General features: G+C 65.2%; 25 protein-coding genes and 1 tRNA gene. 8 read left to right on the top strand and 18 right to left on the bottom strand.

Translation table 11 applies throughout. The annotated features are described in order from the left end of the window. Positions 1–78 precede the first annotated feature (78 nt). The 4 genes from FHS31_RS07175 to FHS31_RS07165 all read right to left on the bottom strand — a co-directional run bounded on the left by FHS31_RS07175 (position 79) and on the right by FHS31_RS07165 (position 2,720). Positions 79–1,332 carry a dipeptidase gene (locus tag FHS31_RS07175; protein WP_167072693.1) on the bottom strand — a complete coding sequence of 418 codons (1,254 nt, stop codon included), beginning with the start codon at positions 1,330–1,332 and terminating at the stop codon, positions 79–81. A 66-nt stretch (positions 1,333–1,398) separates the two neighbouring features. Beyond that, positions 1,399–1,474: transfer RNA gene (locus FHS31_RS07170), tRNA-Val, on the bottom strand. A gap of 57 nt (positions 1,475–1,531) precedes the next feature. Continuing rightward, positions 1,532–1,663 carry a hypothetical protein gene (locus FHS31_RS16585; RefSeq protein ID WP_279587885.1) on the bottom strand — a complete coding sequence of 44 codons (132 nt, stop codon included), beginning with the start codon at positions 1,661–1,663 and terminating at the stop codon, positions 1,532–1,534. A 256-nt stretch (positions 1,664–1,919) separates the two neighbouring features. Beyond that, positions 1,920–2,720 carry a helix-turn-helix domain-containing protein gene (locus FHS31_RS07165; protein WP_167072692.1) on the bottom strand — a complete coding sequence of 267 codons (801 nt, stop codon included), beginning with the start codon at positions 2,718–2,720 and terminating at the stop codon, positions 1,920–1,922. An 88-nt stretch (positions 2,721–2,808) separates the two neighbouring features. Between FHS31_RS07165 and FHS31_RS07160 the strand changes: the two genes are divergently transcribed. Together FHS31_RS07160 and FHS31_RS07155 are read left to right on the top strand one after the other, a co-directional pair. Next, entirely contained in the window at positions 2,809–3,366 is a 558-nt protein-coding gene (locus FHS31_RS07160) for a hemerythrin domain-containing protein (protein ID WP_208408613.1), read from the top strand. Between the two features lie 88 nt (positions 3,367–3,454). Beyond that, positions 3,455–4,402 carry a PEP-CTERM sorting domain-containing protein gene (locus FHS31_RS07155; protein ID WP_167072691.1) on the top strand — a complete coding sequence of 316 codons (948 nt, stop codon included), beginning with the start codon at positions 3,455–3,457 and terminating at the stop codon, positions 4,400–4,402. 9 nt (positions 4,403–4,411) lie between these two features. Here the strand turns inward: FHS31_RS07155 and FHS31_RS07150 are convergent, their stop codons facing one another. From FHS31_RS07150 to FHS31_RS07120, 7 genes are all read right to left on the bottom strand, one after another. After that, the gene (locus FHS31_RS07150) at positions 4,412–4,612 is read right to left on the bottom strand and encodes a hypothetical protein (protein WP_167072690.1); all 201 of its coding nucleotides are present in this window, start codon (positions 4,610–4,612) and stop codon (positions 4,412–4,414) included. Then, on the bottom strand, positions 4,612–6,051 hold the full coding sequence (locus FHS31_RS07145; protein WP_167072689.1) for an NAD(P)(+) transhydrogenase (Re/Si-specific) subunit beta: 1,440 nt from the start codon (positions 6,049–6,051) through the stop codon (positions 4,612–4,614). Before FHS31_RS07145 ends, FHS31_RS07150 begins: the two co-directional genes overlap by 1 nt. Positions 6,052–6,077: 26 nt before the next feature. Continuing rightward, the gene (locus tag FHS31_RS07140; RefSeq protein WP_167072688.1) at positions 6,078–6,371 is read right to left on the bottom strand and encodes a proton-translocating transhydrogenase family protein; all 294 of its coding nucleotides are present in this window, start codon (positions 6,369–6,371) and stop codon (positions 6,078–6,080) included. Beyond that, positions 6,371–6,535, bottom strand: a complete 165-nt coding sequence (locus tag FHS31_RS07135) for a hypothetical protein (protein WP_167072687.1) — start codon at positions 6,533–6,535, stop codon at positions 6,371–6,373. The genes FHS31_RS07140 and FHS31_RS07135 overlap by 1 nt, the downstream gene beginning before the upstream one ends. Then, entirely contained in the window at positions 6,532–6,906 is a 375-nt protein-coding gene (locus tag FHS31_RS07130; RefSeq protein ID WP_167072686.1) for an endonuclease domain-containing protein, read from the bottom strand. Before FHS31_RS07130 ends, FHS31_RS07135 begins: the two co-directional genes overlap by 4 nt. Before the next feature lie 140 nt (positions 6,907–7,046). Next, positions 7,047–8,174 carry an NAD(P) transhydrogenase subunit alpha gene (locus FHS31_RS07125; protein ID WP_167072685.1) on the bottom strand — a complete coding sequence of 376 codons (1,128 nt, stop codon included), beginning with the start codon at positions 8,172–8,174 and terminating at the stop codon, positions 7,047–7,049. Continuing rightward, on the bottom strand, positions 8,174–8,305 hold the full coding sequence (locus FHS31_RS07120; RefSeq protein WP_167072684.1) for an aa3-type cytochrome c oxidase subunit IV: 132 nt from the start codon (positions 8,303–8,305) through the stop codon (positions 8,174–8,176). The genes FHS31_RS07125 and FHS31_RS07120 overlap by 1 nt, the downstream gene beginning before the upstream one ends. 287 nt (positions 8,306–8,592) lie before the next feature. Here FHS31_RS07120 and FHS31_RS07115 point away from each other — a divergent pair, with 287 nt between their 5' ends. Continuing rightward, a complete protein-coding gene (locus tag FHS31_RS07115) occupies positions 8,593–9,711 on the top strand; it encodes a site-specific DNA-methyltransferase (RefSeq protein ID WP_167072683.1) in 1,119 nt (372 codons plus the stop codon). Positions 9,712–9,762: 51 nt separating this feature from the next. Here the strand turns inward: FHS31_RS07115 and FHS31_RS07110 are convergent, their stop codons facing one another. Continuing rightward, entirely contained in the window at positions 9,763–10,536 is a 774-nt protein-coding gene (locus FHS31_RS07110; RefSeq protein WP_167072682.1) for a helix-turn-helix domain-containing protein, read from the bottom strand. A 127-nt stretch (positions 10,537–10,663) separates the two neighbouring features. On the opposite strand from FHS31_RS07110, the gene folP reads away from it, so the two are divergent. Next, positions 10,664–11,752, top strand: a complete 1,089-nt coding sequence (gene folP / locus FHS31_RS07105; protein ID WP_167072681.1) for a dihydropteroate synthase — start codon at positions 10,664–10,666, stop codon at positions 11,750–11,752. A gap of 98 nt (positions 11,753–11,850) precedes the next feature. Here folP and FHS31_RS07100 read toward each other — a convergent pair whose 3' ends face one another. Continuing rightward, positions 11,851–12,489 (bottom strand): ribonuclease HII, encoded by a 639-nt coding sequence (locus FHS31_RS07100; RefSeq protein WP_243843333.1) that lies wholly within the window; start codon positions 12,487–12,489, stop codon positions 11,851–11,853. Between the two features lie 64 nt (positions 12,490–12,553). Here FHS31_RS07100 and FHS31_RS07095 point away from each other — a divergent pair, with 64 nt between their 5' ends. Both FHS31_RS07095 and FHS31_RS07090 read left to right on the top strand, forming a co-directional pair. Then, positions 12,554–13,633, top strand: a complete 1,080-nt coding sequence (locus tag FHS31_RS07095; RefSeq protein ID WP_167072679.1) for an AI-2E family transporter — start codon at positions 12,554–12,556, stop codon at positions 13,631–13,633. Continuing rightward, positions 13,630–14,121 (top strand): DNA-deoxyinosine glycosylase, encoded by a 492-nt coding sequence (locus FHS31_RS07090; protein ID WP_167072678.1) that lies wholly within the window; start codon positions 13,630–13,632, stop codon positions 14,119–14,121. The genes FHS31_RS07095 and FHS31_RS07090 overlap by 4 nt, the downstream gene beginning before the upstream one ends. A 94-nt stretch (positions 14,122–14,215) precedes the next feature. Here the strand turns inward: FHS31_RS07090 and thiD are convergent, their stop codons facing one another. Together thiD and glmM are read right to left on the bottom strand one after the other, a co-directional pair. Further along, complete coding sequence (gene thiD, locus FHS31_RS07085; RefSeq protein WP_167072677.1) at positions 14,216–15,058, bottom strand: bifunctional hydroxymethylpyrimidine kinase/phosphomethylpyrimidine kinase; 843 nt, start codon at positions 15,056–15,058, stop codon at positions 14,216–14,218. Between the two features lie 103 nt (positions 15,059–15,161). Continuing rightward, positions 15,162–16,499, bottom strand: coding sequence for a phosphoglucosamine mutase (gene glmM, locus FHS31_RS07080; RefSeq protein ID WP_167072676.1), 1,338 nt, complete (start codon positions 16,497–16,499; stop codon positions 15,162–15,164). A gap of 129 nt (positions 16,500–16,628) precedes the next feature. On the opposite strand from glmM, the gene FHS31_RS07075 reads away from it, so the two are divergent. After that, positions 16,629–18,650: a M13 family metallopeptidase gene (locus FHS31_RS07075; RefSeq protein WP_167072675.1), complete on the top strand. Its 2,022-nt coding sequence runs from the start codon at positions 16,629–16,631 to the stop codon at positions 18,648–18,650. Between the two features lie 133 nt (positions 18,651–18,783). Here the strand turns inward: FHS31_RS07075 and FHS31_RS07070 are convergent, their stop codons facing one another. From FHS31_RS07070 to FHS31_RS07060, 3 genes are all read right to left on the bottom strand, one after another. After that, positions 18,784–20,061, bottom strand: a complete 1,278-nt coding sequence (locus tag FHS31_RS07070) for an amidohydrolase family protein (RefSeq protein WP_243843332.1) — start codon at positions 20,059–20,061, stop codon at positions 18,784–18,786. Between the two features lie 128 nt (positions 20,062–20,189). Then, positions 20,190–21,599 carry an amidohydrolase gene (locus tag FHS31_RS07065; protein ID WP_167072674.1) on the bottom strand — a complete coding sequence of 470 codons (1,410 nt, stop codon included), beginning with the start codon at positions 21,597–21,599 and terminating at the stop codon, positions 20,190–20,192. Continuing rightward, positions 21,596–23,188 (bottom strand): peptide MFS transporter, encoded by a 1,593-nt coding sequence (locus FHS31_RS07060; protein ID WP_279587884.1) that lies wholly within the window; start codon positions 23,186–23,188, stop codon positions 21,596–21,598. The genes FHS31_RS07065 and FHS31_RS07060 overlap by 4 nt, the downstream gene beginning before the upstream one ends. A gap of 231 nt (positions 23,189–23,419) precedes the next feature. Here FHS31_RS07060 and FHS31_RS07055 point away from each other — a divergent pair, with 231 nt between their 5' ends. Continuing rightward, the gene (locus FHS31_RS07055) at positions 23,420–24,007 is read left to right on the top strand and encodes a nitroreductase family protein (RefSeq protein ID WP_167072673.1); all 588 of its coding nucleotides are present in this window, start codon (positions 23,420–23,422) and stop codon (positions 24,005–24,007) included. Positions 24,008–24,098 lie beyond the last annotated feature (91 nt).

Genomic DNA, 24,098 nt, shown 5'->3' with positions numbered 1-24,098 from the left:
GTCGACAATGTAAGTCCGCCTATGTTCAATTGCTGCTGATACCTGCCAGTCCGCTTCCCATCCATAGCGGTCGTTCGCTCAGGGCTTCTTATCCATCGCCACCTCAGTCCCTGTCGCCGCCGGCTCGCCCTTCATCCCGGCCGCAACCTTCTCCGCCTCCGCCATCACCCGCAGCACATTCTCGCCGGCCAGCTTGGCGATGTTCTGATCGCTCCAGCCGCGCTTCATCAGCTCTTCCAGCAGCGCCGGATATTTGGAGACATCCTCCAGCCCCTCGGGCACGCTCTCGATCCCGTCGAAATCCGATCCCAGCCCGACATGGTCATACCCCGCGACCTTGGCGACATGATCGATATGATCGGCGACGAGGCTCAGCGTCACGCGCGGCGCCGGATGCGCCTTCACCCAATCGGCGAGATCGGCCTTGGCCTTGTCCGGCTGGCCGATGTCGAGCGCCTTATATTTGGCGTCCGCGCCCGCCTTTTCCGCATTCCACAGCCGCAGCGGCTCCGAATCATAGGCCGGGTAGAAATTGACCATCACCACCCCGCCATTGGCCGCGAGCAGTTTCAGCACCTCATCCGACACGTTGCGGGGATGATCGGAAAGCGCCCGCGCGCTGGAGTGCGAGAAGATCACCGGCGCCTTGGACGCCGCCAGCGCCGCGCGCATCGTGCCCTCGCTGACATGCGCCAGATCGACCAGCATCCCCAACCGGTTGAGCTCATGCACCACCGCGATGCCGAACGGCGTCAGCCCGCCGTGCGTCGGCGCGTCGGTGGCGCTGTCCGCCCAGGCGATCGTCTTGAAATGCGCCAGTGTCAGATAGCCCGCGCCCAATTCATGATAAGCTCGAAGCACCGAGAAATCGGCATCGATCTGGCCGCCGCCCTCGACGCCCATCATCGAGGCGATCCGGCCCGCCTTGTGGATGCGGCGGACATCGGCGGCGGTGCGCGCCAGTTCGAACGTCTCCGGATAGCGCGCGACGATCTGGCGGACAAGATCGATCTGATCGAGCGTCTGCTTGACCTGATCCAGCTCGGGCTGGTTGGCCGAGACGAACACCGACCAGAACTGGCCGCCGACCATGCCCTGCCGCAGCCGGGCGATATCGGTCATGTAGGGATGCGTGCGCTTGTCGAGCCCGGAGCGCAGATCGAGCGTCCAGCGCTCATCCTTGGCATCGCCGGTCAGCGTCTCCGGCCAATCATTGTGCCCGTCGATCAGCGGCGTCGCCTTGAGGATTCGGGCGACGCGCGCCGCATAGGGATCGGGCGGCGCCGCCGTGGCGGAGGTGGCGAGGAGGGCGGCGAGGATCAGGGTGCGCATCGCGTGAAGATGACGGCAGCGCAACGAAGCCGCAAGCGCCGATTGCCAGGTTCGCATTTCAGGGAATGGTGGGCGCTGACGGGCTCGAACCGCCGACCCTCTCGGTGTAAACGAGATGCTCTACCAACTGAGCTAAGCGCCCCTGCGTTGATAGCCGTTAAGCGCTGCGGCGGCGGGCATCAAGCCTGCGCCTTCGATCTCAAACGAAGTGGCGCAGTTCGGCAATGAGCACCCACAGGCCGCTTGAGGCAAGGATGCCGAGCAGCAGGCCGCCGGGTAAGCCCTCCTTCGCGGGCTGCGTCATGATCTTGGTTCCGTCCATGCCGTCCATTTACGCTCCGCTACCTGATCGGGGAAACAGATTGATCCGCTTTGTCTGATCGGCTCACCCGATCATGAACGGATGAAGACCAGCAGGAAAAACCATAGCAGCACGCTGCTCAATAGGCCGAACCGGATCGCTGCCATGGGTGAAAGCCGCTGCATCATTGATTCTCGCGTTCCTACTGCGGAGAAGACGTCACCCAACCATAAGACCCTCACCCGCAAGCCACGGGCACAATGTCATCAAAGGTGACGAACGCGAGTCAGCCCTCGGCCAGCGCCAGGTAAGCGGCCATCCGCTCGGCCGCGCCTTCGCTCAGCGCCACGAACATCCGGCGGCGATCGGCTGGATCGGCGAGGCGGAGGAACAGGCCCTGATCGGTCAGCGCCCGGATCCAGCGCAAGGCCGTGGTCGGCGGCACATGCGCAGCGATGCACAGGCTGGAGACCGCCACCTGCGCGCCCTCCAGCCGGGCGGCGTATAGATCGAGCAGCATGTCCCAGGCGGGATCGGCGAAAATCTCCGCGGCAAAGAAGCGTTCGCGTAGCCGCCGCTTGCGGATCAGGCGGCGCACGAAGGCCGCGTTGATCGGTGCGCCATCGGATAAGGAAGGCGCGGAAACGACCGGTGGGTGCGTAACCGCCGGGGCCGCCGCGGCAAGATCGGCCAGGGCGCGCGCGATGCGCCCCGCTTCCTCACTCAACTGGCGCAGGGCGGGCAGACCCGTCTCGCGCACCGAAGCACCGTCCTGCGCCAGAGCGACGGCGATCGCCGCCGCCCATTCCACCGCATCGGGATCGACGAGCAGCTCCGCCTTGCCGAGGATCGCCGCCGCGGCATCGATCGCCTGCGCATCGATCTGCGCGATGATTGGCGTATCGCCATCGGCGAAACGCTCGAACGCCTCGAACCCGCGCAGGTCGGCAAGGATCAGATCGAATTTACCCTCGAAAGCCTGCGGTGTACCGGTCGCGGCGACCCAGCCGCCGGCCGCGCGCACCAGGCCGCCAAGCTCCGCCTCGCATCCCGGATCATCGCTGAGAATGAGAACCTTCGCCGCCATGGCCCACGATCCCAGCGGCTCCTGCGCACGTCAAGCGGAACCCGCGGTGCTGCCGAACGCTATGCGCGATGGCTAACAGGAGGCGATCATGGGCAAATACACGCAGCGCAACGGCGAAGGTCTCCATCGGATCGCCAAGGACGATCCGCTCGCCCTTCAGGTTCTGAAGACGGAGCATCATACGTTCCGCGAACTGTTCGATGCCGCCCAGGAGGCGGAGGGCGCCGCGCTCAAGAAGATCGGCGACGAGCTGTGCCTGCGCCTCGATGTGCATATGACGATCGAGGAGGAGATCCTCTATCCGGCGGCCAAGGCGATCGGTGAGGGCGATGATGTCGACGAAGGAATCGTCGAACATGCGGCCGGCAAGGATCTCGCGGGTCAGATCGCGCAGATGAAGGGCACCGAAGAGCTCTACAAATCGAAGATCCACGTCCTCGGCGAACAGACCATCCATCATATCGACGAGGAGGATGAGGAACTGTTCGAAGAGATGAAGGAAGCCCACGAGGCCGGCAAGATCGACCTCGACGCGATCGGCGAACAGCTCCGCTCCCGCCAGGCCGAGCTTTACGGCAAGGTGCTGGAAACCGGCGATCTCGGCCCGACGCAGGAGGCCGATGCGGAGGAAGTGCCAGCGGGATAGTCAGCCGAGCCCCCCGATCGGTGATAGCTCGCCCGGCTTGTCCGTGTTAGCTTCTGCCCGGTTTTCTACCGAATCGGGGGGTTCGATCATGGTAAGGTTTCTGCTGGGGGCCGCGTGCCTGCTGACGGCGGTCGCCGCTGATGCGACCGTCTATACCTATAGCTTCACGGGCAGCACGCCGGTGGGAAACTATCCCACATCGCTTCAGGCAGGAAACATGACGGGATATGACGGCCGGGTCATTAGCCAAGGTACGTTCGTCACATCCGCCAGCAACGCCATCACCGCCATGACCGGGACGTTTGACGGCAAAGCGTTGAGCTACCTGACGAACCCCTCCGCGCCGAACGTCTATTACGACGGCCATTTCCATTATGACGATCTGCTTGCACCCGATCAAAGCAGCGTACTGGACATGAACGGCGTGGCGTTCACGATCGGCGCGACCGAATATAATCTGTTCGGTACGCCGCAGATCGCCGGATCGCCGTATTACACTTACGATACCGCACTCGCCCCCGATAATATCCATCACGAACATTGGTACGGCAATCTCGCCATCACGCAGGTCACCCCGGTCACGGTCGCGGGCGGCACCCAAGCCGATCCCACGGTGCTTACGCAGGAGGCGGTCAGCGCGATCACGGGCTCGGTCGGCCCCGATGCACTCGACCAGTTTTACAGCTTCAACTGGAACGGTGAAAATCCGTTCACAAGCACTGTCTCGATCGGCGATGCCGCGCAATCCGACAGCTTTCAGCTGATCCTTTCGGGCAATGGCGTGAACGAGATCGTGGATCTCAACGCCGCCAACGGCTTCAACGCCACACTTAACAAGGATTTGCTGGCCGGCGCCTACACGATCGGCATCACCGCCACCGTGGACGTCGACCCGAGCTTCACGATCACCTTCGGCAGCGCGCTCAACAGCGACGTGCCGGAGCCAACGACCTGGGAAACCCTACTGGGCGGGCTTGGAATCTGCGGCGCGACATTGAGAAAGCGCAAGACGCAGCTTCGCGCGAAAATAGCCTGAGGCGGGGGTCTAGCGCGTCGGCGCTTCGGGCTTCTTTTTGGCCCGGCTGACCCACAATACGGCCGCCGCGATCGCCGCCGATCCAATACCGGCGCCGACCAGCAAACCCGTGTTGTTGCCCGAAGCCTTTGGCTTGGCCGGCTTGCGCTGCTCCGGCGCTGCTTTCGCGGGGGCAGCCTTCTTCCCAGACGATTTCTTTGTGCCCGCCATCAGTGCGCCATCGCCTTGACGATTTCCTCGACCATCTTCTTGGCGTCGGCCAGCAGCATCATGGTATTATCCATGTAGAAAACATCGTTGTCCACACCCGCGTAGCCGACGCCGCCCATCGATCGCTTCACAAACAGGACAGTCTTGGCCTTTTCCACGTCCAGCACGGGCATGCCGTAGATCGGTGAACTCTTGTCAGTCTTGGCGGCGGGGTTGGTGACGTCATTGGCGCCGATCACGAAGGCCACGTCGGTCTGCGCGAATTCGCCGTTGATATCCTCCAGTTCGAACACCTCGTCATAGGGCACGTTCGCCTCGGCAAGCAGCACGTTCATGTGGCCGGGCATGCGGCCCGCGACGGGGTGGATGGCATATTTGACGCTGACGCCTTCCTTCTTGAGGATGTCGCCCATCTCGCGCAGCGCGTGCTGCGCCTGCGCCACCGCCATGCCGTAACCGGGGACGATGATGACCTGGTTGGCCTGTTGCATCAGGAAGGCGGCATCCTCGGCCGATCCGCGCTTCCACGGGCGCTGCTCCTTGGCCTCGCCGCCGCTGGTATCCGCGACCGCGCCGAAGCCGCCGGCGATGACGCTGATGAAGCTGCGGTTCATCGCGCGGCACATGATGTAGCTCAGGATCGCGCCCGACGAGCCTACCAACGCGCCGGTGATGATCATCGCCGTATTGTGCAGCGTGAAGCCCATCGCGGCCGCCGCCCAGCCCGAATAGCTGTTGAGCATCGAGACGACGACCGGCATGTCCGCGCCGCCGATCGGGATGATCAGCAGGAAGCCGATCGAGAAGCTCAGCCCCGTCACCGTCCAAAACACCCAGCCGCTCTGATCCTGCGTGAAGTAAGCGATCAGAGCGAGGATGCCGGCGAGCACGGCCAGATTGAGGACGTGGCGGCCCGGCAGCATGATCGGCTTGCCGCCCATATTGCCATTGAGCTTGAGGAAGGCGATCACCGAGCCGGAGAAGGTAATCGCGCCGATCGCGACGCCCAGCCCCATCTCGATCCGGCTGACGGTAAGGATGTGGCCCGCCGCATCGACGATCCCGAACGCTGCCGGATTGAGGAAGGCGCTGCACGCCACCAGTACGGCGGCCAAGCCGACGAGGCTGTGGAACGCCGCCACCAGCTGCGGCATGTCGGTCATCGCGATCCGCCGCGCGGTGAGGATACCGATCGCCGCGCCGATCCCGATCGCGATCAGGATTTCGATCGCCGTCGTGGTGTCGATTGCACCCGCCACCATCGGATAGTGCGTGACCAAGGTTGTCACCACGGCGATGGTCATGCCGGCCATGCCGAAGCGGTTGCCGCGCTGGCTTGATACCGGCGAGGATAGCCCGCGAAGCGCGAGGATGAAGCAGATGCCGGCGATCAGATACGCCAGCGCCGCCCACGGATTGACCGGAAGCCCCTCGTGCATGTTCTAGCAATCCCCCCGGCGGTGCATCAGCGCACCTTCTTTTTATACATGGCGAGCATCCGCGCGGTCACCGCGAAGCCCCCGAAGATGTTGATGCTGGCGAACACGACAGCGAGCAATCCCAGCCATTTGGACGCCGCCCCGCTGCCGCCGATCCCCACTGCCGCGCTGGCGATCAGCGCACCGACGATAATCACCGACGAGATCGCGTTGGTGACGGCCATCAGCGGCGTATGCAGCGCGGGCGTCACCGACCAGACGACATAATAGCCAACGAAACAGGCCATTACGAAGATCGACAGGATCGAAAGAAAGTCCATCAGTGCCGAGCCTCCGCAGACGGTGGGGTTACGAACTTGGTGCCATGCCGATCCGCGCGCGGCCCGGCCAGGCGTCCGGTGAAATAGGCGACGGAGCCGAGGATCAGGAGGAAGGCCAGCAGGAAGCCCAGCACCTTCGCCCATGCCTTGAGCGCCTCACTCACCGATGATCCTCCCCCGGACAGGATACTTGAGCAGCACATGTGATCGCATCCGCTGCGGCATCCACATTGCGCAAGACATCTGCGGCGGAGAGCCTGAAAACGGTCAATCCGCGCGCTTCAAACCAGCAGTCCCTGACAGCGTCTCTCGCGGGACGATCACCGAAGTTGTGCGCTTCGCCGTCGATCTCCACAATAAGGCGCGCCTCATGGCAATAGAAGTCGGCGACATAAGGCCCACTTGGATGCTGGCGTCTAAACTTGAGGCCAGCAGGTCGCTGACGGAGGAGGCGCCACAATAGCACTTCCGGCAACGACATGTCCTGCCGAAGACTGCGCGCCTGGCCGCCGACATGCTTCAAACCCTGAAGCATTCAGATCCTCCCCTGCAAGGGGAGGTGGCATCGCGTCAGCGATGACGGAGGGGTGTCACCCTTTCGATAGCGGGATACCCTTCCACCATGCTGCGCATGGTCCCCCTCCCCTTGCAGGGGAGGATTGGGGCGAACGTCTATCACCCTAGCAGCCTCGCGCTGACGATCTTGCCGCCTTGCGTCACCCGGATCGCATCGCCGATCTCCGCATCCAGCACGGGCTTGCCCGCTTCCTTGTCCCAGAAAGCGGAAAGGAAGTTGTAGAGGTTGCGGCTGAACAGCGCGGAGGAATCGGCGGCGAGTGTGCCGGCCATATTCTTGGCGCCGATGATCTTCACGCCATGCTTCTCGATCGTCTTGCCCGAGACCGCGCCTTCGACATTGCCGCCGCTTTCCGCCGCGAGATCGACGATCACGCTACCCGCCCGCATCGTTGCGATCTGCGCATCGCTGATCAGCCGCGGCGCCGGACGCCCCGGAATCAGCGCGGTGGTGATGACAATGTCCTGCTTGGCGATATGCGCGGAGACCAGTTCGGCCTGCGCCTTCTGATATTCCTCGCTCATCTCGGTGGCGTAGCCGCCCGAGCCCTCGCCCTCGATCCCCTTCACATTCTCGACGAAGATCGGCTTGGCACCCAAGCTCTGGATCTGCTCCTTCGTGGCCGAACGCACGTCTGTAGCCGAGACCTGCGCGCCGAGCCGTCGCGCGGTGGCGATCGCCTGCAGCCCTGCGACGCCGACGCCCATGATGAAGGCGCGCGCGGCGGAGACGGTGCCCGCCGCGGTCATCATCATCGGGAAGGCGCGGCCATATTCGGCAGCCGCCAGCAGCACCGCTTTGTAGCCCGCGAGATTGGATTGCGAGGAGAGGATATCCATCGATTGCGCGCGCGTGATGCGCGGCATCCACTCCATCGCCAGCGCCTCGATGCCCGCGGCGGCATACGCCTCCATCCGCGCTTTCTCGGCGAAGGGATTGAGCCCCGCGACCAGCCAGGCGCCCGGCTTGGCGCCGGCGAGGCTCGCAACCTCCGGCCCCTGGATGCCGAGAATGATGTCGGCACCGGCCACCACCTGCGCGCGTGGCCCGATCTCGGCCCCGGCATCGGCGAACGCGGCGTCGGAGACCGAAGCGCCTATGCCCGCGCCGGCCTCAACCGCGACGGTCGCGCCCAGCGCGATATACTTCTTGACCGTCTCAGGCGTGGCGGCGACGCGGCGCTCCCCCGCGGCCTCCTCCCGCAGGACCGCGATCCGCTGCGCCATCAGCGCGCGATGATCAGAATAACGATCGCGGCAATGATCGCAACGGCGATAGCGCCCCAGCGGGCCATCGCGATGAAGCTGGCATAGCTGCGTTCATGCGCAGGCATATCCATCTTGGCGCCGTCAGCCATTCCTAATTCCCCTGTCTAAAACTCTGCGGGCTCCTTAACCGTGAGCCTCCCAATGAAGCAAGAGTTTCGCATTTTTGGAGCTGGGATGCCGGAAGCGAAACGAGTGAGTCCGGCGCGCAACAGGCGCAAGAGATTGAGTCCGCGCAGCCTCTCAATGGCCATATGCTGTGGTCTCCGGGCGGCACAGCACCTTCGCAGGCGATCGGCGGAATCACCGCTAAGCCGTTGGACTCTTGACCGCTTGCCGCAACGGACTCACTCTAGGCGCCGACTAAAGGGGTTCGATCATGGGGGCATTGCAATCGATCGCGAAGGCGCCGCGCGCGCGGCCGTCGCTTGCCTTGCTGCCATTCGATACGATCATCGCCGGCGACTGCATCGCCGAGATGGCCAAGCTGCCCGACAAATGCATCGACATGATCTTCGCCGATCCGCCCTACAATCTCCAGCTCGGCGGCGATCTGTTCCGGCCAGACGGCAGCCAGGTCGATGCGGTCGATGATGATTGGGACAAGTTCGATACCTTCGCCACTTACGATCGTTTCACCAGGCTGTGGCTCGCCGAAGCGCGCCGCATCCTGAAGGACGATGGTACGATCTGGGTGATCGGCAGCTATCACAACATCTTCCGCGTTGGCGTCGGGCTGCAGGATGCGGGCTTCTGGGTGCTCAACGATATCGTCTGGCGCAAGGCCAACCCGATGCCCAATTTCAAGGGCACGCGCTTCACCAACGCGCATGAGACGATGATCTGGGCGGCGAAGAGCGCCAAGAGCCGCTACACCTTCAACTATCGCGCGATGAAGGCGCTCAACGACGATGTGCAGATGCGCTCGGATTGGGAGCTGCCGATCTGCGGTGGCCAGGAGCGGCTGAAGGACGAGGACGGCACCAAGACGCACCCGACACAGAAGCCCGAGAGCCTGCTTTATCGGGTGATGCTGGCAGCCAGCCGGCCGGGCGATATCGTCCTCGATCCCTTCTTCGGCACAGGCACCACCGGAGCGGTCGCCCGTCGTCTCCGCCGCCGCTGGATCGGCATCGAACGCGAACCCAAATATATCGCCGCTGCCCACGAACGCATCGCCGGCACCCTCCCCCTCGACGAAAGCGCGATGGAGGGCATGCCCGAGCGCAAGGGGCAGAAGCGCGTGGCGTTTGGGCTACTGGTGGAAAGCGGCGTCATCGCGCCGGGCACGCGGCTTTGCGATGCGCGGCGGAGGTGGCATGCCGAGGTGAAGATGGACGGCAGCCTCGTCCACGAAACGCTGGCCGGATCGATCCACAAGGTCGGCGCCATGCTGCAAGGCGCGCCGAGCTGCAATGGCTGGAGCTTTTGGCATATCGAAGAAGCCGGCGGGCTGGTGGCGATCGATGCGCTGCGGCAGCGGCATCTGGCAGGATAGAACGGCGGCCTTTCGATCTGGCCGCTGCCTCTAGGTGCTGCCGGTCAGCAATCAGCGAATAAAGTATCCATTCACCTTCCAGACCGAGCCTTCGCGGGTAAGAATGACGGTTTCTACGGCATCCCGCTTCTGGGCAAAGTTGGTCTGGAACTGAATGACGTCATACTCGCCCTTTGGCGCCCCGGGAAGTGCGTCGGTTTTCGTCTCGGTCTGTAACATCCGCGAATACGCGGCTCCTAGTGGTGCCCGAACACCTGTTACAGTGGTAGCCCATTGCGCCTGCGTGATCTGAGACTTGAACAACGCTCCGGTAGCGGTCCAGCTGTCGGCCCATCGAGCACCATCGAGCAAGGCAACCCAGCTTCGCGCCGACAAAGCGGCGGCCGATTGAGGTGCGTTTGGCGACACCGCGATCGGCTGTAAGCCGGGACTGGCCGGTTGGGCGACGCCGCCGCCCGCGTGGATTAAAGACGATATGGCGATTGCGGCGACCAACAGTGACATCAGGATCATCCCTCCACCTAACCAGGCGAGGGGTTGCCCAGCGCCAAGACCCCGATTGGGGCGCGCATCGCCCTTGGCAATGACAGCCATGGGCGCGACCCCAAAATCCTTGGCTGCGAGAAATTGGGGGTCGTTGGCATCAAGGCTTGCTAGCCTTCGGGCTGCTTCACGGCTGCTCGATACGCCAAGTTTCCGCCGCGCGTCGCGTAGGCGTTCGTTCACCGTATGCACCGATATACCAAGCTCTCCGGCAATCGATTTCGCGTCGTGACCGACGAGCAAGAGCCGCAGCGTCTCCTTTTCACGATCGGTGAGCGACATGTCTTTTCAACCCTCCGATGGCAAACGGTACAAGAAAGAACGCTGAATAACAGAACAGCGGCTTTAGCAAACGTCGCGTTCCTCTGCGTTGCTGGTGATCTGCCCGCTCCGCACTATGAGACACGGAATGGAAGAGTACCTCTACCTACGCCCCACCGGCTTCGTCGATTCGCCGTTCGGCTATGATGGGAAGGTGCTGCGGCTAGCGGGCGGGCTTTGCTGGTTCGGAGCGATCGAGGCGATCATCGTACAAGGTGGTCGCCGGGTTCGGCATGAGCTGGTGCCCGTCGAGCGGCTGGATGGCTGGATCGATACTTTGCCCTCCGCCCTTGCCGAACAAGCGCGCGCCACTATCGCCCGCCTGACCGCGCCCCGCGCGCCGCTAACGTTAGGCACGCGCACCATCCGGCTCGATCAGCCGCAGGTGATGGCGATTCTGAATGTCACGCCGGACAGCTTCTCGGACGGTGGCGCGCACGGCGATCCGGGCGAGGCGGGCGTGCAGATGCTGGAGGCGGGGGCGGCGCTGATCGATGTCGGCGGCGAATCGACGCGGCCCGGGGCGACCGCTGTTTGGGAAGGCGATGAGATCGCGCGGGTACAGCCGGTCGTCGAGCGGCTGGCGGCGGCTGGCGGCTGCGCGGTCTCGATCGATACGCGCAAGGCCAGCGTTGCCGAGGCGGCGCTGGCGGCGGGGGCGGGGCTGGTCAACGATGTCTCGGCGGGTCTGTATGATCCGCGGATGCTGGCGCTTGTCGCGGCGCGCGGCGTGCCGATCGTGCTGATGCACCATCAGGGCGATCCCGCGACGATGCAGCGCGATCCGCACTACGCCGATATGCTGATCGAGGTTTATGATTGGCTGGAGGCGCGGATTGCCGCAGCGGAGGCGGCGGGGATCGATCGCGCGCGCATCCTCATCGATCCCGGCATCGGCTTCGGCAAGACGATCCGGCATAATCTGGCGCTGCTCAATGGTGTGTCGCTGTTCCACGGGCTCGGCTGCGGGATCGTGTTGGGGGTGAGCCGCAAACGCTTCATCGGTGCGCTTTCGGGCGAGGCGGCCGTGGAGCAGAGGCTGGGGGGATCGGTCGCGCTGGCGACGCTGGCCGCGGCGCAGGGCGTGCAGTTGCTGCGGGTGCATGATGCGTTTGAGACAGTGCAGGCGCTGAAGGTTTGGCGGGGGCTGAGGGACGAGGCGCTTTCGCCACTATAAATCGTCACCCCGGACTTGTTCCGGGGTCCACCCAACCACAAGCCCCCGCGCCTGCGGATGGGTGGATGCCGGAACAAGTCCGGCATGACGGGTAAAGATCAGGCCAGCTCTTCCTCCGCCTCACCCAACATCGTTGCGAACAAGTCCCCGAAGCTTTTGCGATGATGCGGCGTATGCCCGTGCGCCACAATCGCCTCCCGATGCGCGCGCGTGCCGTAACCCGCGTTGCTCTCCCACCGATAATGGACATGCCGCTGTCCCAGCCGGGCCATCAGCCGATCGCGCAGCACCTTCGCCATGATCGAAGCGGCGGCGATCTGCGGCACCTTGCCATCGCCCTTCACCACTGCCTGGCCGCGCTCCTTGAGGCCATGCGGCACATCGATGCCGTCGATCCGCACCGGCGCATCCACCTCGAGCCGCGTCACGGCCTGCGTCATCGCCTGCAGCGTGGCGTTGCGGATGTTGTAGACGTCGATGTAGCGCGCCGACCGCGCCGCGAAGCGCACGCGGGAGACCTTGGCGATCAAGGGATAGAGCGCCTCGCGTTCGGTGATATCGAGCCGCTTCGAATCGTCCAACCGCGCCAGCACGCCCCTGGGCAGCGCGCCGGGCTCGAACCAAACCGCCGCCACCACCACCGGCCCGCACAAGGCGCCGCGCCCCACCTCGTCACAGCCGATCACCGCCTCGAACAGGCTGGCGCGCTTGCAGGCGAAGGGGCGCTGGATAGGCATGGGAACCATATGCCAGCCCTTCCCCGCGCTTGTCACGCGCCGAAGCGGCGGGCAAAGCGGGCGCATGTCCGACGAGCCTGACAGACGTGAGCGCAGCCAGCGGATCGCCAAGATCGCGGTGGCGCTGCTGCTCGCCGGGATCGGCCTGTGGGTGGCGCACAGCTTCGTCGCCCCGATTGTCTGGGCGGGGGTGATCGCGATCGCGATCGACCCGCTCTACACGCGCGCCGAACGACGCTGGCCGCGCACCAAGGAAGCGCTGCTCCCCGCCGCCGCGACGCTGGCGATCGCGGTGCTGATCCTCGTGCCCCTGGCGCTGGTGGTGGTGGAGGCCGCGCGCGAGGCGAGCGGGCTGGTCGGCTGGTTCGGCGAAGCGCGGCGCAGCGGCATTCCCGCGCCGCTCTTCATCCAGCACCTGCCCTTTTCCAACGATATCACGCGCTGGTGGCAGGATAATTTCGGCACCGCCGAGGCGACGCAACACCAGTTCCACCGTTTCCAGGACAGGCTGCTGCTCCGGCATACCCAGCTGGTCGGGCGCGATCTGCTGCGGCGAACCATCGTCTTCCTCTTCACCCTGCTCGCCTTGTTCTTCGTGCTGCGCGATCGCGTATCGATCTGCCGTCAGTTCGCTTTGGCGGGCGAGCGGCTGCTCGGCCACTCGGGCGAGCGGCTGGGGCGGCAGGTGATCCTTTCGGTGCGCGGCACGATCGATGGGCTGGTGCTCGTCGGGCTCGGCGAAGGCGCGGTGATGCTGATCGTCTATCTGATTGCGGGCGTACCGCACCCGCTATTGCTCGGCGCGCTGACCGCGGTCGGCGCGATGATCCCGTTCGGCGCATCGGTGCTGATCGGGATCGCATCGATCCTGCTGATCGGCGCGGGATCGTTCGGCTGGGCGGTGGCGGTGTTCGTGATCGGCATGGGCGTGATCGCGGTGGCCGATCATTTCGTCCGCCCCGTGCTGATCGGCGGCGCGACGCAATTGCCTTTCCTGCTGGTGCTGATCGGCATTTTGGGCGGGGTTGAGGTGCTGGGGCTGCTCGGGCTGTTCGTCGGCCCGGCGGTTATGGCGACTTTGGTGCTGCTGTGGCGCGATTATGTCGCGCACATTCCCAAGGGCGACGCACTGCCCGAGGCGTGACGCGCAAATCTGCCTTTCCACCGAGCGTGGCGCCCGATGCGCGGCTGCTGATCCTGGGTTCCCTGCCCGGCGACGAATCGATCCGCCAAGCGCAATATTACGCCCACCCTACCAACGCCTTCTGGTGGCTGATCGGCGAGGTGATCGGAGAGCCATTGCCGGACTTGCCCTATGCCGAACGGCTAGAGCGGCTGCGCGCCGCCGGCATCGCGCTGTGGGACGTGATCGCCGAAGCACACCGGCCGGGAAGTTTGGATGGCGCGATCCGCGAGGCGGTGCATCGCGATCTGGCGGGCTTCGTCGCGGCGCTACCGGACCTGCGCGCCGTGGCGTTCAACGGCGGTGAGGCGGCGCGGCGCGGGCGCAAGCAGTTGGCCGGGGTGCAGGGGCTCGCGCTGATCGATCTGCCCTCATCCAGCGCCGCTTACGCCGGGATGACGCGCATGGCAAAACGCGAGCGGTGGCTGGTGTTACGCGACCATCTCTAACCGTCATGCCGGACTTGTTCCGGCATCCACCCATCGGCAAGCTCCGGATCGAGATGAGGAGTGGACCCCGGAACAAGTCCGGGGTGACAAGCGACTAAAGGTGCACGGAGCCCTGCCCCATCGGCCCGTGCCCCGCACCCAGCCCCGGCGCGGCGAGCAGGGCGCTGCGGACGAAATCGCGTGCCTGCGTGATCGCGTCGATCAGGGGTAAGCCCGCGCCGAGGCCCGTCGCGATCGCGCTCGATAGCGTGCAGCCGGTGCCATGATCCTGATCGGTATCGATCCGCTCTGCATACCAGTTGACCCCGTTCCATTCGGGCCGGCCGGAATAGAGCAGATCGAACAGCAGCCCGTCGGTCGCCATCCGGCCGCGCTCGTCCTCCACCCAGCCGCCGGGCAGGCGCACCCCGGTGACGAGGAGATCGCCGGAGCCGAGGCCGATCAGCCGGGCTGCGACTTCGGCGATATCCGCTTCGTCACGGACGTCTGCGCCAGCCAAAGCGCGTAGCTCATCCAGGTTTGGCGTGGACAGCGTCGCTAGGCGCAGCAGGCCGACGAAATACTCGATCGTGGCGGGATCGGAGAGGATCGATCCGCTCGTCGCGACCATCACCGGATCGAACACCACCGGCACATCGGCGAGGTCCGGCTCGGAGAGGCGATCCGCCACCGCCTCGGCGATCTCCGCCGATCCAATCATCCCGATCTTGATCGCATCGACGCCGATATCGCCGACCACCGCATCGATCTGCGCGATCACCATCTCGACCGGGGCAACGAGTATATCGGCGACGCCCACCGTATTCTGCGCGGTGATCGCGGTGATCGCCGTCATCGCGTGGCCGCCGAGCGCGGTGATGGTCTTGATATCCGCCTGGATGCCAGCGCCGCCGCCCGAATCCGAACCGGCGATCGAGAGGATGCGCGGGACGGTCATGCCTCTGCCGTGCTCCGGCGAAGGCCGGAGCGTTGGATGAAGAGCGTTGTGCTTGCCGCCAGCGCTCCGGCCTTCGCCGGAGCACGGGGGTAACAGATCATACTCACGCCGCCTTGCGCACGGCCTCGCAGATGCGATCCACCACCTGCCCGACCAGAGCCTCATCCTCGCCTTCCGCCATCACGCGGATCAGCGGCTCGGTGCCCGATTTGCGGATCAGCAGCCGCCCGATGCCGCCCAATTCCTTTTCGGCGTCGGCAATCGCCGCCTTTACCTTGTCGTCCTCCAGCGGCTGCCCACCCGCGAAGCGGACGTTCTTAAGCAATTGCGGCAGCGGATCGAACTGTTTGAGCAATTCGTGTGCGGGCTTCTCGCTTTCCACCAGCGCGGCCAGCACTTGCAGCGCGGCGATCAGGCCATCGCCGGTGGTGGCATAATCGGCGAGAACGATATGCCCCGATTGCTCGCCGCCGATATTGTAGCCACCCGCGCGCATCGCCTCGACGACATAGCGATCGCCCACGGGTGTCCGGTGGAGCGCGATGCCCTGGCCCCAGAGAAAGCGCTCCAGCCCGAGGTTGGACATCACCGTCGCCACCACGCCATCGCCCTTGAGCGTCCCCGCCTTGGCGGCGCTGCTTGCGATCAGCGCCATCAGTTGATCGCCATCCACCACCTCGCCCCGGTCATCGACCACGATCAGCCGATCGGCATCGCCATCCAGCGCCAGGCCGATATCGGCGCGCGTCTCCTTGACCTTGGCGACCAAGGTCGCGGGATGGGTGGAGCCGACCTTGTCGTTGATGTTGCAGCCATTGGGCGAAACGCCGAGCGGGATCACATCCGCGCCCAATTCCCATAGCGCATCAGGTGCGACCTTGTAGGCAGCGCCATTGGCGCAATCGAGCACGATGCGCAGCCCATCGAGGCGAAGGTGATCGGGAAAGGTCGATTTGGCGGTGCTGATGTAGCGGCCCTGCGCATCGTCCACGCGCCGCGCGCGCCCGATCGTCTCGGCAGGCGCGAGCGTCGGCGGCAGGTCGATCGCTTTCTCGATCGCCAGCTCGGCATCGTCGGAAAGCTTGTAGCCATCCGGCCCAAACAGCTTGATGCCGTTATCGACATAGGGGTTGTGGCTGGCCGAGATCATCACGCCGAGATCGGCGCGCATCGATCGCGTCAGCATCGCCACCGCCGGCGTCGGCATCGGGCCGACGAGCGTCACGTCCATGCCGACCGACGTGAAGCCCGCGGTCAGCGCGCTTTCCATCATATAGCCCGAAAGCCGGGTATCCTTGCCGATCAGAACGCGATGGCGGTGCGATCCGCGCAGGAAGTGCGCGCCCGCCGCCTGGCCGACGCGCATCGCCGTCTCGGGCGTCAGTGCGCCTTCGTTGGTGCGGCCGCGGATGCCGTCCGTGCCGAAATATTTGCGCGCCATCGTCCTGCTCTCACTTCGTTTCGCGGTTGAACGTGTAAGCCCCGCGCGCGGGTCCGGCAACGTGGCCCGCGCAAGCCTATGGCAAACCGCGTTTCGGGCGATAAGGTGCGTGCCAACTGGGGAGAACCTATGACAAAGCACCGCCTTATCGCGCTTGCCACCGCATCCTTGCTCGCCATCGCCGGGGCACAGCCGGGCGCGGCCGCAGACGCGCCACTGTCCGCCGCGAAATATGCGCCATGGGGCATCGATCTGGCGGGCGGCGATCACAGCGTGAAGCCCGGGGACGATTTCGATCGCTACGTCAACGGCACCTGGTACGATCATGCGACGATCGATCCCGATATCCCCTACGCTGGCCCGGTCGTCGATAATTACAAGCTCTCGCAGGTGCAGCTGCGCACCATCATCGAGGAATCGCCCAAGACTTCGCCGATCGGTGCGATGTTCGGCAGCTTCATGGATGAGGCGCGGGTGGAGGCGCTCGATGCCAAGCCGCTCGCTCCCGATATCGCCCGCGTCGCCGCCACGCGGGACAAGACCGCCTTCGCCGCGCTGATGGGGGCCAACACGCGCGGGTTCGGCGCGACCCTGTTCGGCTTCGAGATCATCCCCGATCCGCGGCATCCCGTGCTCAACGTGCTGGCGATGGGGCAGGATGGGCTCGGTCTGCCCGATCGCGATTATTATCTGAAGGCCCAGTTCAAGCCCCAACTCGATGCCTATCATGCGTATGTCGAGCGGCTGTTCGGGATGATCGGCTATCCCGATCCCAAGGGGTCGGCCGATGCCGTGCTCGCGTTCGAGACCAAGGTCGCGCAGGTGAGCTGGAGCGCCCAGGATCGGCGCGACATCGTCAAGGTCGTCAACCCAATGACGCTACCCGAGATCGAGGCCTATGCGCCGGGCGTCCCCTGGAAGACCTACCTCGACGCGGCGACCTTCACGCATCCCGGCACGATCATCGTTGGCGAGAAAACCGCGATCAAGGCGCTGGCGGCGCTCTACGCCGAAACCCCGCTGGCGACGCTGCAGGCCTGGGAAGCCTTCCACGTCGCCCACGATGCTTCGCCTTATCTGTCCAAGCGTTTCGTCGATAGCCGCTTCGCCTTCACGCGCACGCTGAGCGGCGTCAGCCAGCAGCGCCCGCGCTGGAAGCGTGGCGTCCAGCTCGTCGATGGCTCGCTCGGCGAACTGGTCGGCAAGACCTATGTCGAACGCTATTTCACGCCAGCCGCCAAGGCAGAGATGGTATCGATGATCGCCAATCTGAAGGCGGCGATGCACGATCGCATCGAGGGGCTGACCTGGATGAGCCCCGCCACCAAGACCCACGCGCTTGAGAAGCTCAGCCGGATGCGCGTGATGGTGGGCTATCCGGACAAGTGGCGCAGCTATGCCGCGCTCAGGATCGATCCGAACGATCTCTACGGCAACGTCCAGCGCAGCCAGGCCTTCGAATTCGCCTACCATGCCGATGATCTCGGCAAGCCCGTCGATCACCAGAAATGGGGCATGACCCCGCAGACGGTGAACGCCTACAATAACGGGCTGGAGAATGTGATCGTCTTCCCGGCGGGCTATCTGCAGCCACCGTCATTCAACCCCGCGGCCGATCCGGCAGTGAACTATGGCGCGATCGGCGCGGTGATCGGGCATGAGATCAGCCACGGCTTCGACGATCAGGGCCGCAAGATCGATGCGACCGGCGCGTTGCGCGACTGGTGGACGCCCGAGGACGCCAAGCGATTCGAAGCGCAGGCCGCAGGCTTCGGCGCGCAATACGATAGTTACGAGCCCGTCCCCGGCATGCACGTCAACGGCAAGCTGACGATGGGCGAGAATATCGCCGATATGGCCGGGCTGCTGGTGGCGCTCGACGCCTATCACCGCTCGCTCGGCGGCAAGCCCGCGCCGATGCTGGACGGCTTCACCGGCGATCAGCGTTTCTTCATGGCGCACGCGCAGGAGAATCGCGAGAAGGCCAATGCCGATGCGCTGCGCAGCCAGATGGCCTCCGATCCGCACACCCCGAGCAAATTCCGCGCGATCGGGCCGGAGCGCAACATCGATGCCTGGTATCAGGCGTTCGACGTCACGCCCGGCCAGAAATATTACATCGCCCCCGACAAGCGCACGCGGATTTGGTGAAGCCCTATCCTCCCCTGCAAGGGGAGGTGGCATCGCGTCAGCGATGACGGAGGGGTGTCACCTTTTGGATAGCGAGAACACCCCTCCACCATGCTGCGCATGGTCCCCCTCCCCTTGCAGGGGAGGATATTAGTCACCGCTCGTAAGCCTTGGGCAGCGCCCCTTCCCCCGGATGCGCATAGCGATCCCGCAGCCGCGTCTGGCGGCTGGTGATCGGCTGCTGAACGCCATCGATGAACATCGCCACCGGCGCCGAGCTCAGCTCCAGCGGATCGCCGTCCCACACCACGACATCGGCATGCGCGCCGGGCTTGAGCGTGCCGTAATCGGGCAGGCCCATCACCGCCGCGGGCTTCGAGGTGATCGTCGCGAACGCCGTTCCCCAATCGAGCCCGCTCGCCCCCGGCACCTTGGTCAACGCCACGAGATTGCCGGCGAACTGGGTGAGGTTGCGCTGCTGCGGGCCGCCGCCGGTGACGTCGATCGTCGACAGCGCGACCTGCACCCCGGCCTTGATCATCCGGCCGACATTGGATTGCGTCGCGGCGAGACTCTCGAAACTTTCAGGTAGATCCACGAGCGCGGCGGCGATCACCGGCACATGCGCGGCGGCGATCGCGGGCGCGACCATCCAGCCTTCGGTGACGCCGACCAGCACCAGCTTCAAGGCAGGATAGTCCTGCTTGAGGCGCAGAACCTGGCGGATGTCGCTCGCCCGCTCGACATGGACGAGCAGCGGCATACGGCCCTCCACCACCGGCAGCAAAGCAGCGGCGTCGGCACGGGTGATCAAAGCATCCTTGGAGAGATCGGAGGCGAGCGCCGGATTCTTCGCCGCCGCCAGCGCGGCGCGCAGCAGGGCATGTGCCGCGGGCCGGGTGCCGCCGCCGGAGCGCATGCTGTCCTCGCCCAGCTCGGCATATTGGAACAGCCGCGCCTTGATCACCGGCTCGGCCATCGAGGCGAGGCTGACGAACGCCCCCTGCCCGCCGAAGATGGTGTTGGATGCGTCGGCCGCCGTGAAAGCGCGGACGACCCCGCCCGAACGCTCGACCCCGATCGTCTGGCTGGTCATGTCGATCGCGTCGGATACGTCGATCGCGGCAGAGAAGGGCGAATTCTTGCTGCGCGTGTCGTTTGTCTCGGACACGCCCTCGACGTCTTGGATGCCGATCGATGTCAAAGCACCGATCAGGCCGGGGGTCACCCATTTGCCGTGGACGTCCACCACCTGCGCGCCCGCCGGAACGGCAGCGTTGGCCCCAGCGGAGACGACGCGGCCATTGGCGATCACCACCGTGCCATTGGCGATCGGCGCGGAGCCGTCGCCCAGTGCTACCGTGCCGCCGGTAAAGGCGATCGTCGCGGCGGGAAGCGGTGCGGCGACGAGAACGGCAGCGATCGCAATCAATCCTCCCCTGGAAGGGGAGGTGGCGCGCGAAGCGCGACGGAGGGGTGTCGCCCTATCGACAGCGGGATACCCCTCCACCATGCTCGGCATGGTCCCCCTCCCCTTACAGGGGAGGATCTTGCGCGCCCTCACTTCACATCTCCTTCGCCGGGCTGGCCAAGCTCGAAATCGCTCACCGGCCGCTTCTTCGGATCGTTGCTGTCGTAGAGCAAAGCGCCATCCACCCACACCATCTGCGGCCGCGTGTAGACGCTGAACGGATATCCGTTCCACAGCACGACGTCAGCCATCTTGCCGGGCTTCAAACTGCCCGTGCGGTCATCGATGTGCAGCGCCTTGGCGGGATTGAGCGTCATCCACTGGACCGCGATTTCGTCGGGAATGTCGATCCCCATCCGCCGCCCGGCGGCGCGCGCCTTGGCGACTTCCTGGTTGAGCCGCTGGATGCCGTTCTGATCGTCCGAATGGATCATCGCGCAGGTGCCGGCATTTTGGAGCAAAGCGAGATTTTCGGCGATGCCGTCGTAGCTTTCCATCTTGAAGCCATACCAATCGGCCCAGACGGCGGCGCAGATTCCATTCTGCTTGAGGATATCGGCGATCTTGTAGGCCTCGACCGCGTGGTGGAAGGCGGAGACATGGTAGCCGAACTCGTTCGACATATCGATCACGTTCTGCATCTCGTCGGCGCGGTAGCAATGGTTCTGGACGAGGATCTTGCCATCGAGCACGCCCGCCAGCGTATCCATCGCGATGTCGCGGTCGGGCAATTCGCCGCCGTCGCGCTCATATTTGTCCCAGCGGCGGCGATATTCGGCAGCCTTGGCCCAGGTCATGCGATCGACCGCGATATTGCCCATCCGCGTCGAGGGTTCCCGCCCCTTCGATCCATAAACGCGCTTGGGATTCTCGCCGCACGCCATCTTGAGGCCGTACATCGCGCCGGGGAATTTCATGCCCTGCGCGGTGCGGGCGTAGACGTTCTTGAGCACCACCGATCGCCCGCCCATAAGGTTGGCCGATCCGGGCAGGATCTGCAGCGTGGTGACACCGCCATTGGCGAGCGCGCGGCTGAAGCCCGGATCCTGCGGCCAGACGCTATGTTCCGCCCAGACCTCAGGCGTGGTCGGCGACGTCGCCTCGTTGCCGTCGCTGTTGGCCTGCACCTGCGGGCTGGGATAATCGCCCAAATGGCTGTGGATATCGATCACGCCGGGCGTCACCCATTTGCCCGTGCCGTCGATCACCGTCGCCCCGGTGGGCGCGCTCAGGCTCTTGCCTACTGCGACGATCCTGCCATCCGCGAACAGCACCGATCCGCCCTCGATCCGCCCGCCCTCGCCATCGAGGATGGTGACGTTGGTGACCAAGGTCGGCACGCCCGGATAGGCGTGATAGGTCGAGGGATAGGGATCGGTGGTCCAGGGCAACGGCGCGCGCGGCGCGCTGCTGGCGCTGGATTGGGGTTTGGCGGCCGGCGCGGTGGCGCAGGCGGCGAGCGCCAGCGCGCTCACAAGGATCGTGAAGGACCGGATCATTTGAGCTCCCTGTCGATATGCGCGCCCGCCGCGTCCGGCTGAGCCACCCCCTCTTTTCCGGCGAGATCATGCGCGGGCTCGCGCAGCGTGTCGAGATGCATCAGCCGCTTGAACCAGGGCGCCACGATGATGAACAACACGCCGACCCCGATCGCCAGCCAGCCGACGCGGGAATAGATGGTGATCGTCGCCGCGCCGCCGTCATTATGCACGCCCCCGGTCAGCGCCGCGATCACCCCCGCGAGATATTCGCCCGTGGCCGTCGCGAAGAACCAAGTGCCCATCAGCAGGCCGAACATCTGCGGCAGCGCCAGCTTGGTCATCGCCGAGAGGCCGACCGGCGAGAGGCTAAGCTCACCCGTGGAATGCAGCAGGTAGAGCAGGACGATATAGATCGAAGGCGTCAGCACGCCCGGATTGGCCCGCGCGCCCCACACCAGAACCAGGAAGCCGAGCCCGAGCTGGATCATACCCAGGCCGAACTTGGCCGGCGCCGAAGGCTCCCAGCCCTTCCTCCCCAGCCACGTCCAGATCCCCGCCAGCACCGGCGCCATCGCGATGATCCAGAAGCTGTTGATCGACTGAAACATGCTCGCCGGCACATTCCAGCCGAACAAAGTGCGATCGACGTTGCGATCGGTGTAGAGATTGATCGACGAGCCGGCCTGCTCGAAGAAGGCCCAGAAGACGATCGATCCGAGGATCAGCGCCACCGCCGCGAAGATCCGGTCGCGCTCCACCGGCGGCAAGGTGCGGATCGCAAACCACAGGATGTAAGCGACCAGCGGCGGCCCAGCGACCGCCAGTAGCGTGCCGACCAGCGCCTGATTCTGGACGAGCAGCCACGCCAGCGCGACGCTGGCCACGCCCCCCGTATAAATCCACGCCTCGCGCGGCAGACCCGCCGGGCGCTCGCGCAGCCAGCCCGGATTGGGCGGCTCCGATCGCCCGAGCAGCAGGTGCCGCTGCGAGGCGAACAGGATGAGCCCCGCGACCATGCCCAGCCCCGCCGCGCCGAACCCCCACGTCCAGCCGACCCGCTCCCCCAGCCAGCCGCAGACCAGTGCGCCGAGAAAGCCGCCGAGGTTCACGCCCATATAGAAAATGGTATAGGCCGGATCGCGCCGCCGATCGTCGCGCGGGTAGAGCGTGCCGACGATCGAGGAGATATTGGCCTTCACGAAGCCCGTGCCGACGATCACCGATCCCAGCCCGAAATAGAAGAGATCGAGCGCCCCCGCGCTTGTGCCGCCGATCGCCCCCTCGATCGCCAGCAGGCCGTGCCCGCAAGCGATCATCGTCGCGCCGAACAGCACCGATTTGCGCCCGCCGAGCCAGCGATCGGCGATCCAGCCGCCCGCCACTGGCGTCAGGAACACCATCGATGTGTAGGCGCCGTAGGTGAGGCTGGCGGCCTTGTCCGCGAACAGGAAATGCTTGGTCAGATAGAAGACCAGCAGCCCCCGCATGCCGTAATAGGAGAAGCGTTCCCACATCTCGACCATGAAGACCAGGAACAGCCCGCGCGGGTGGCCAAGGAAGGTGGCGGGGGGATTGGGGCCATTGGGATCGATCGCGGTATCGGACAAAAGCTGGGCGCCTCGAAGAGAAGCGGAGAGCCTACGGCGCTTCTCTCTCGTTTCAAGCCCCTCCCCTTCAGGGGAGGGGTTAGGGGTGGGGTAGCGATGGCGGGGGCTCGATGCCCCCGCCGCCGCTTTTTGCGGCGAGGCCTGAGGCTCGCTTCGCTCGCCCCCACCCCAACCCCTCCCCTGAAGGAGAGGGGCTTTTGCCGGACGCCCCTGCCTGATACCGCTCCTTCCATGTTCAACGACCGCACCTCCACCCAATCGCTGCTTGCCACCCGCCGATCGGGCAAGCCGCGCGACATGATCGCGCCCGGCCCCTCGCCCGATCAGATGGAACGCATCCTCGCCGCAGCGATCCGCGTGCCCGATCATGGCAAGCTGGCGCCGTGGCGCTTCGTGGTGGTGCCAGGCGACAAGCGCGCCGATTTCGCCAAGCTCCTGCACAATGCGCTGGAGGAGCAGACCGGCACGATCCGCGAAACGCCCTACGAGGTGATCGAACAATTCGCGCACCAGGCCCCGGCCCTGGTCGTCGCGCTGTCCTGCCCGGTCCGGCCGAGCAAGATCCCGGTGTGGGAGCAGGAGCTTTCGGTAGGCGCCGCCTGCATGAACCTGCTGATCGCGGCGCACGCCGAAGGCTTCGTCGGCGGCTGGCTGACCGGCTGGGCGTCTTACTCGCCGATGGTGTGCCAGGCGTTCGGTGGCGGGCCGGACGACCGCATCGCGGGCTTTATCTTTTTGGGCATACCCAGCCGACCGCAGGACGAGCGGCCGAGGCCTGAGCCGAGCGACGTGATCGGGGTGTGGCGCGGCCTGGTCTAACCCTAAATCCTCGCCCGCCAGGGGGAGGTGTCAGCGCAGCTGACGGAGCAGGAGGACCCGATGTCCTCAAAATTTCGCCGCCCGTCCCCTC

The sequence above is a fragment of the Sphingomonas vulcanisoli genome (assembly GCF_011761305.1).
In the GTDB taxonomy this organism is placed as follows: domain Bacteria; phylum Pseudomonadota; class Alphaproteobacteria; order Sphingomonadales; family Sphingomonadaceae; genus Sphingomonas_I; species Sphingomonas_I vulcanisoli.
This window is presented reverse-complemented; position numbering and strand designations above follow the sequence as displayed.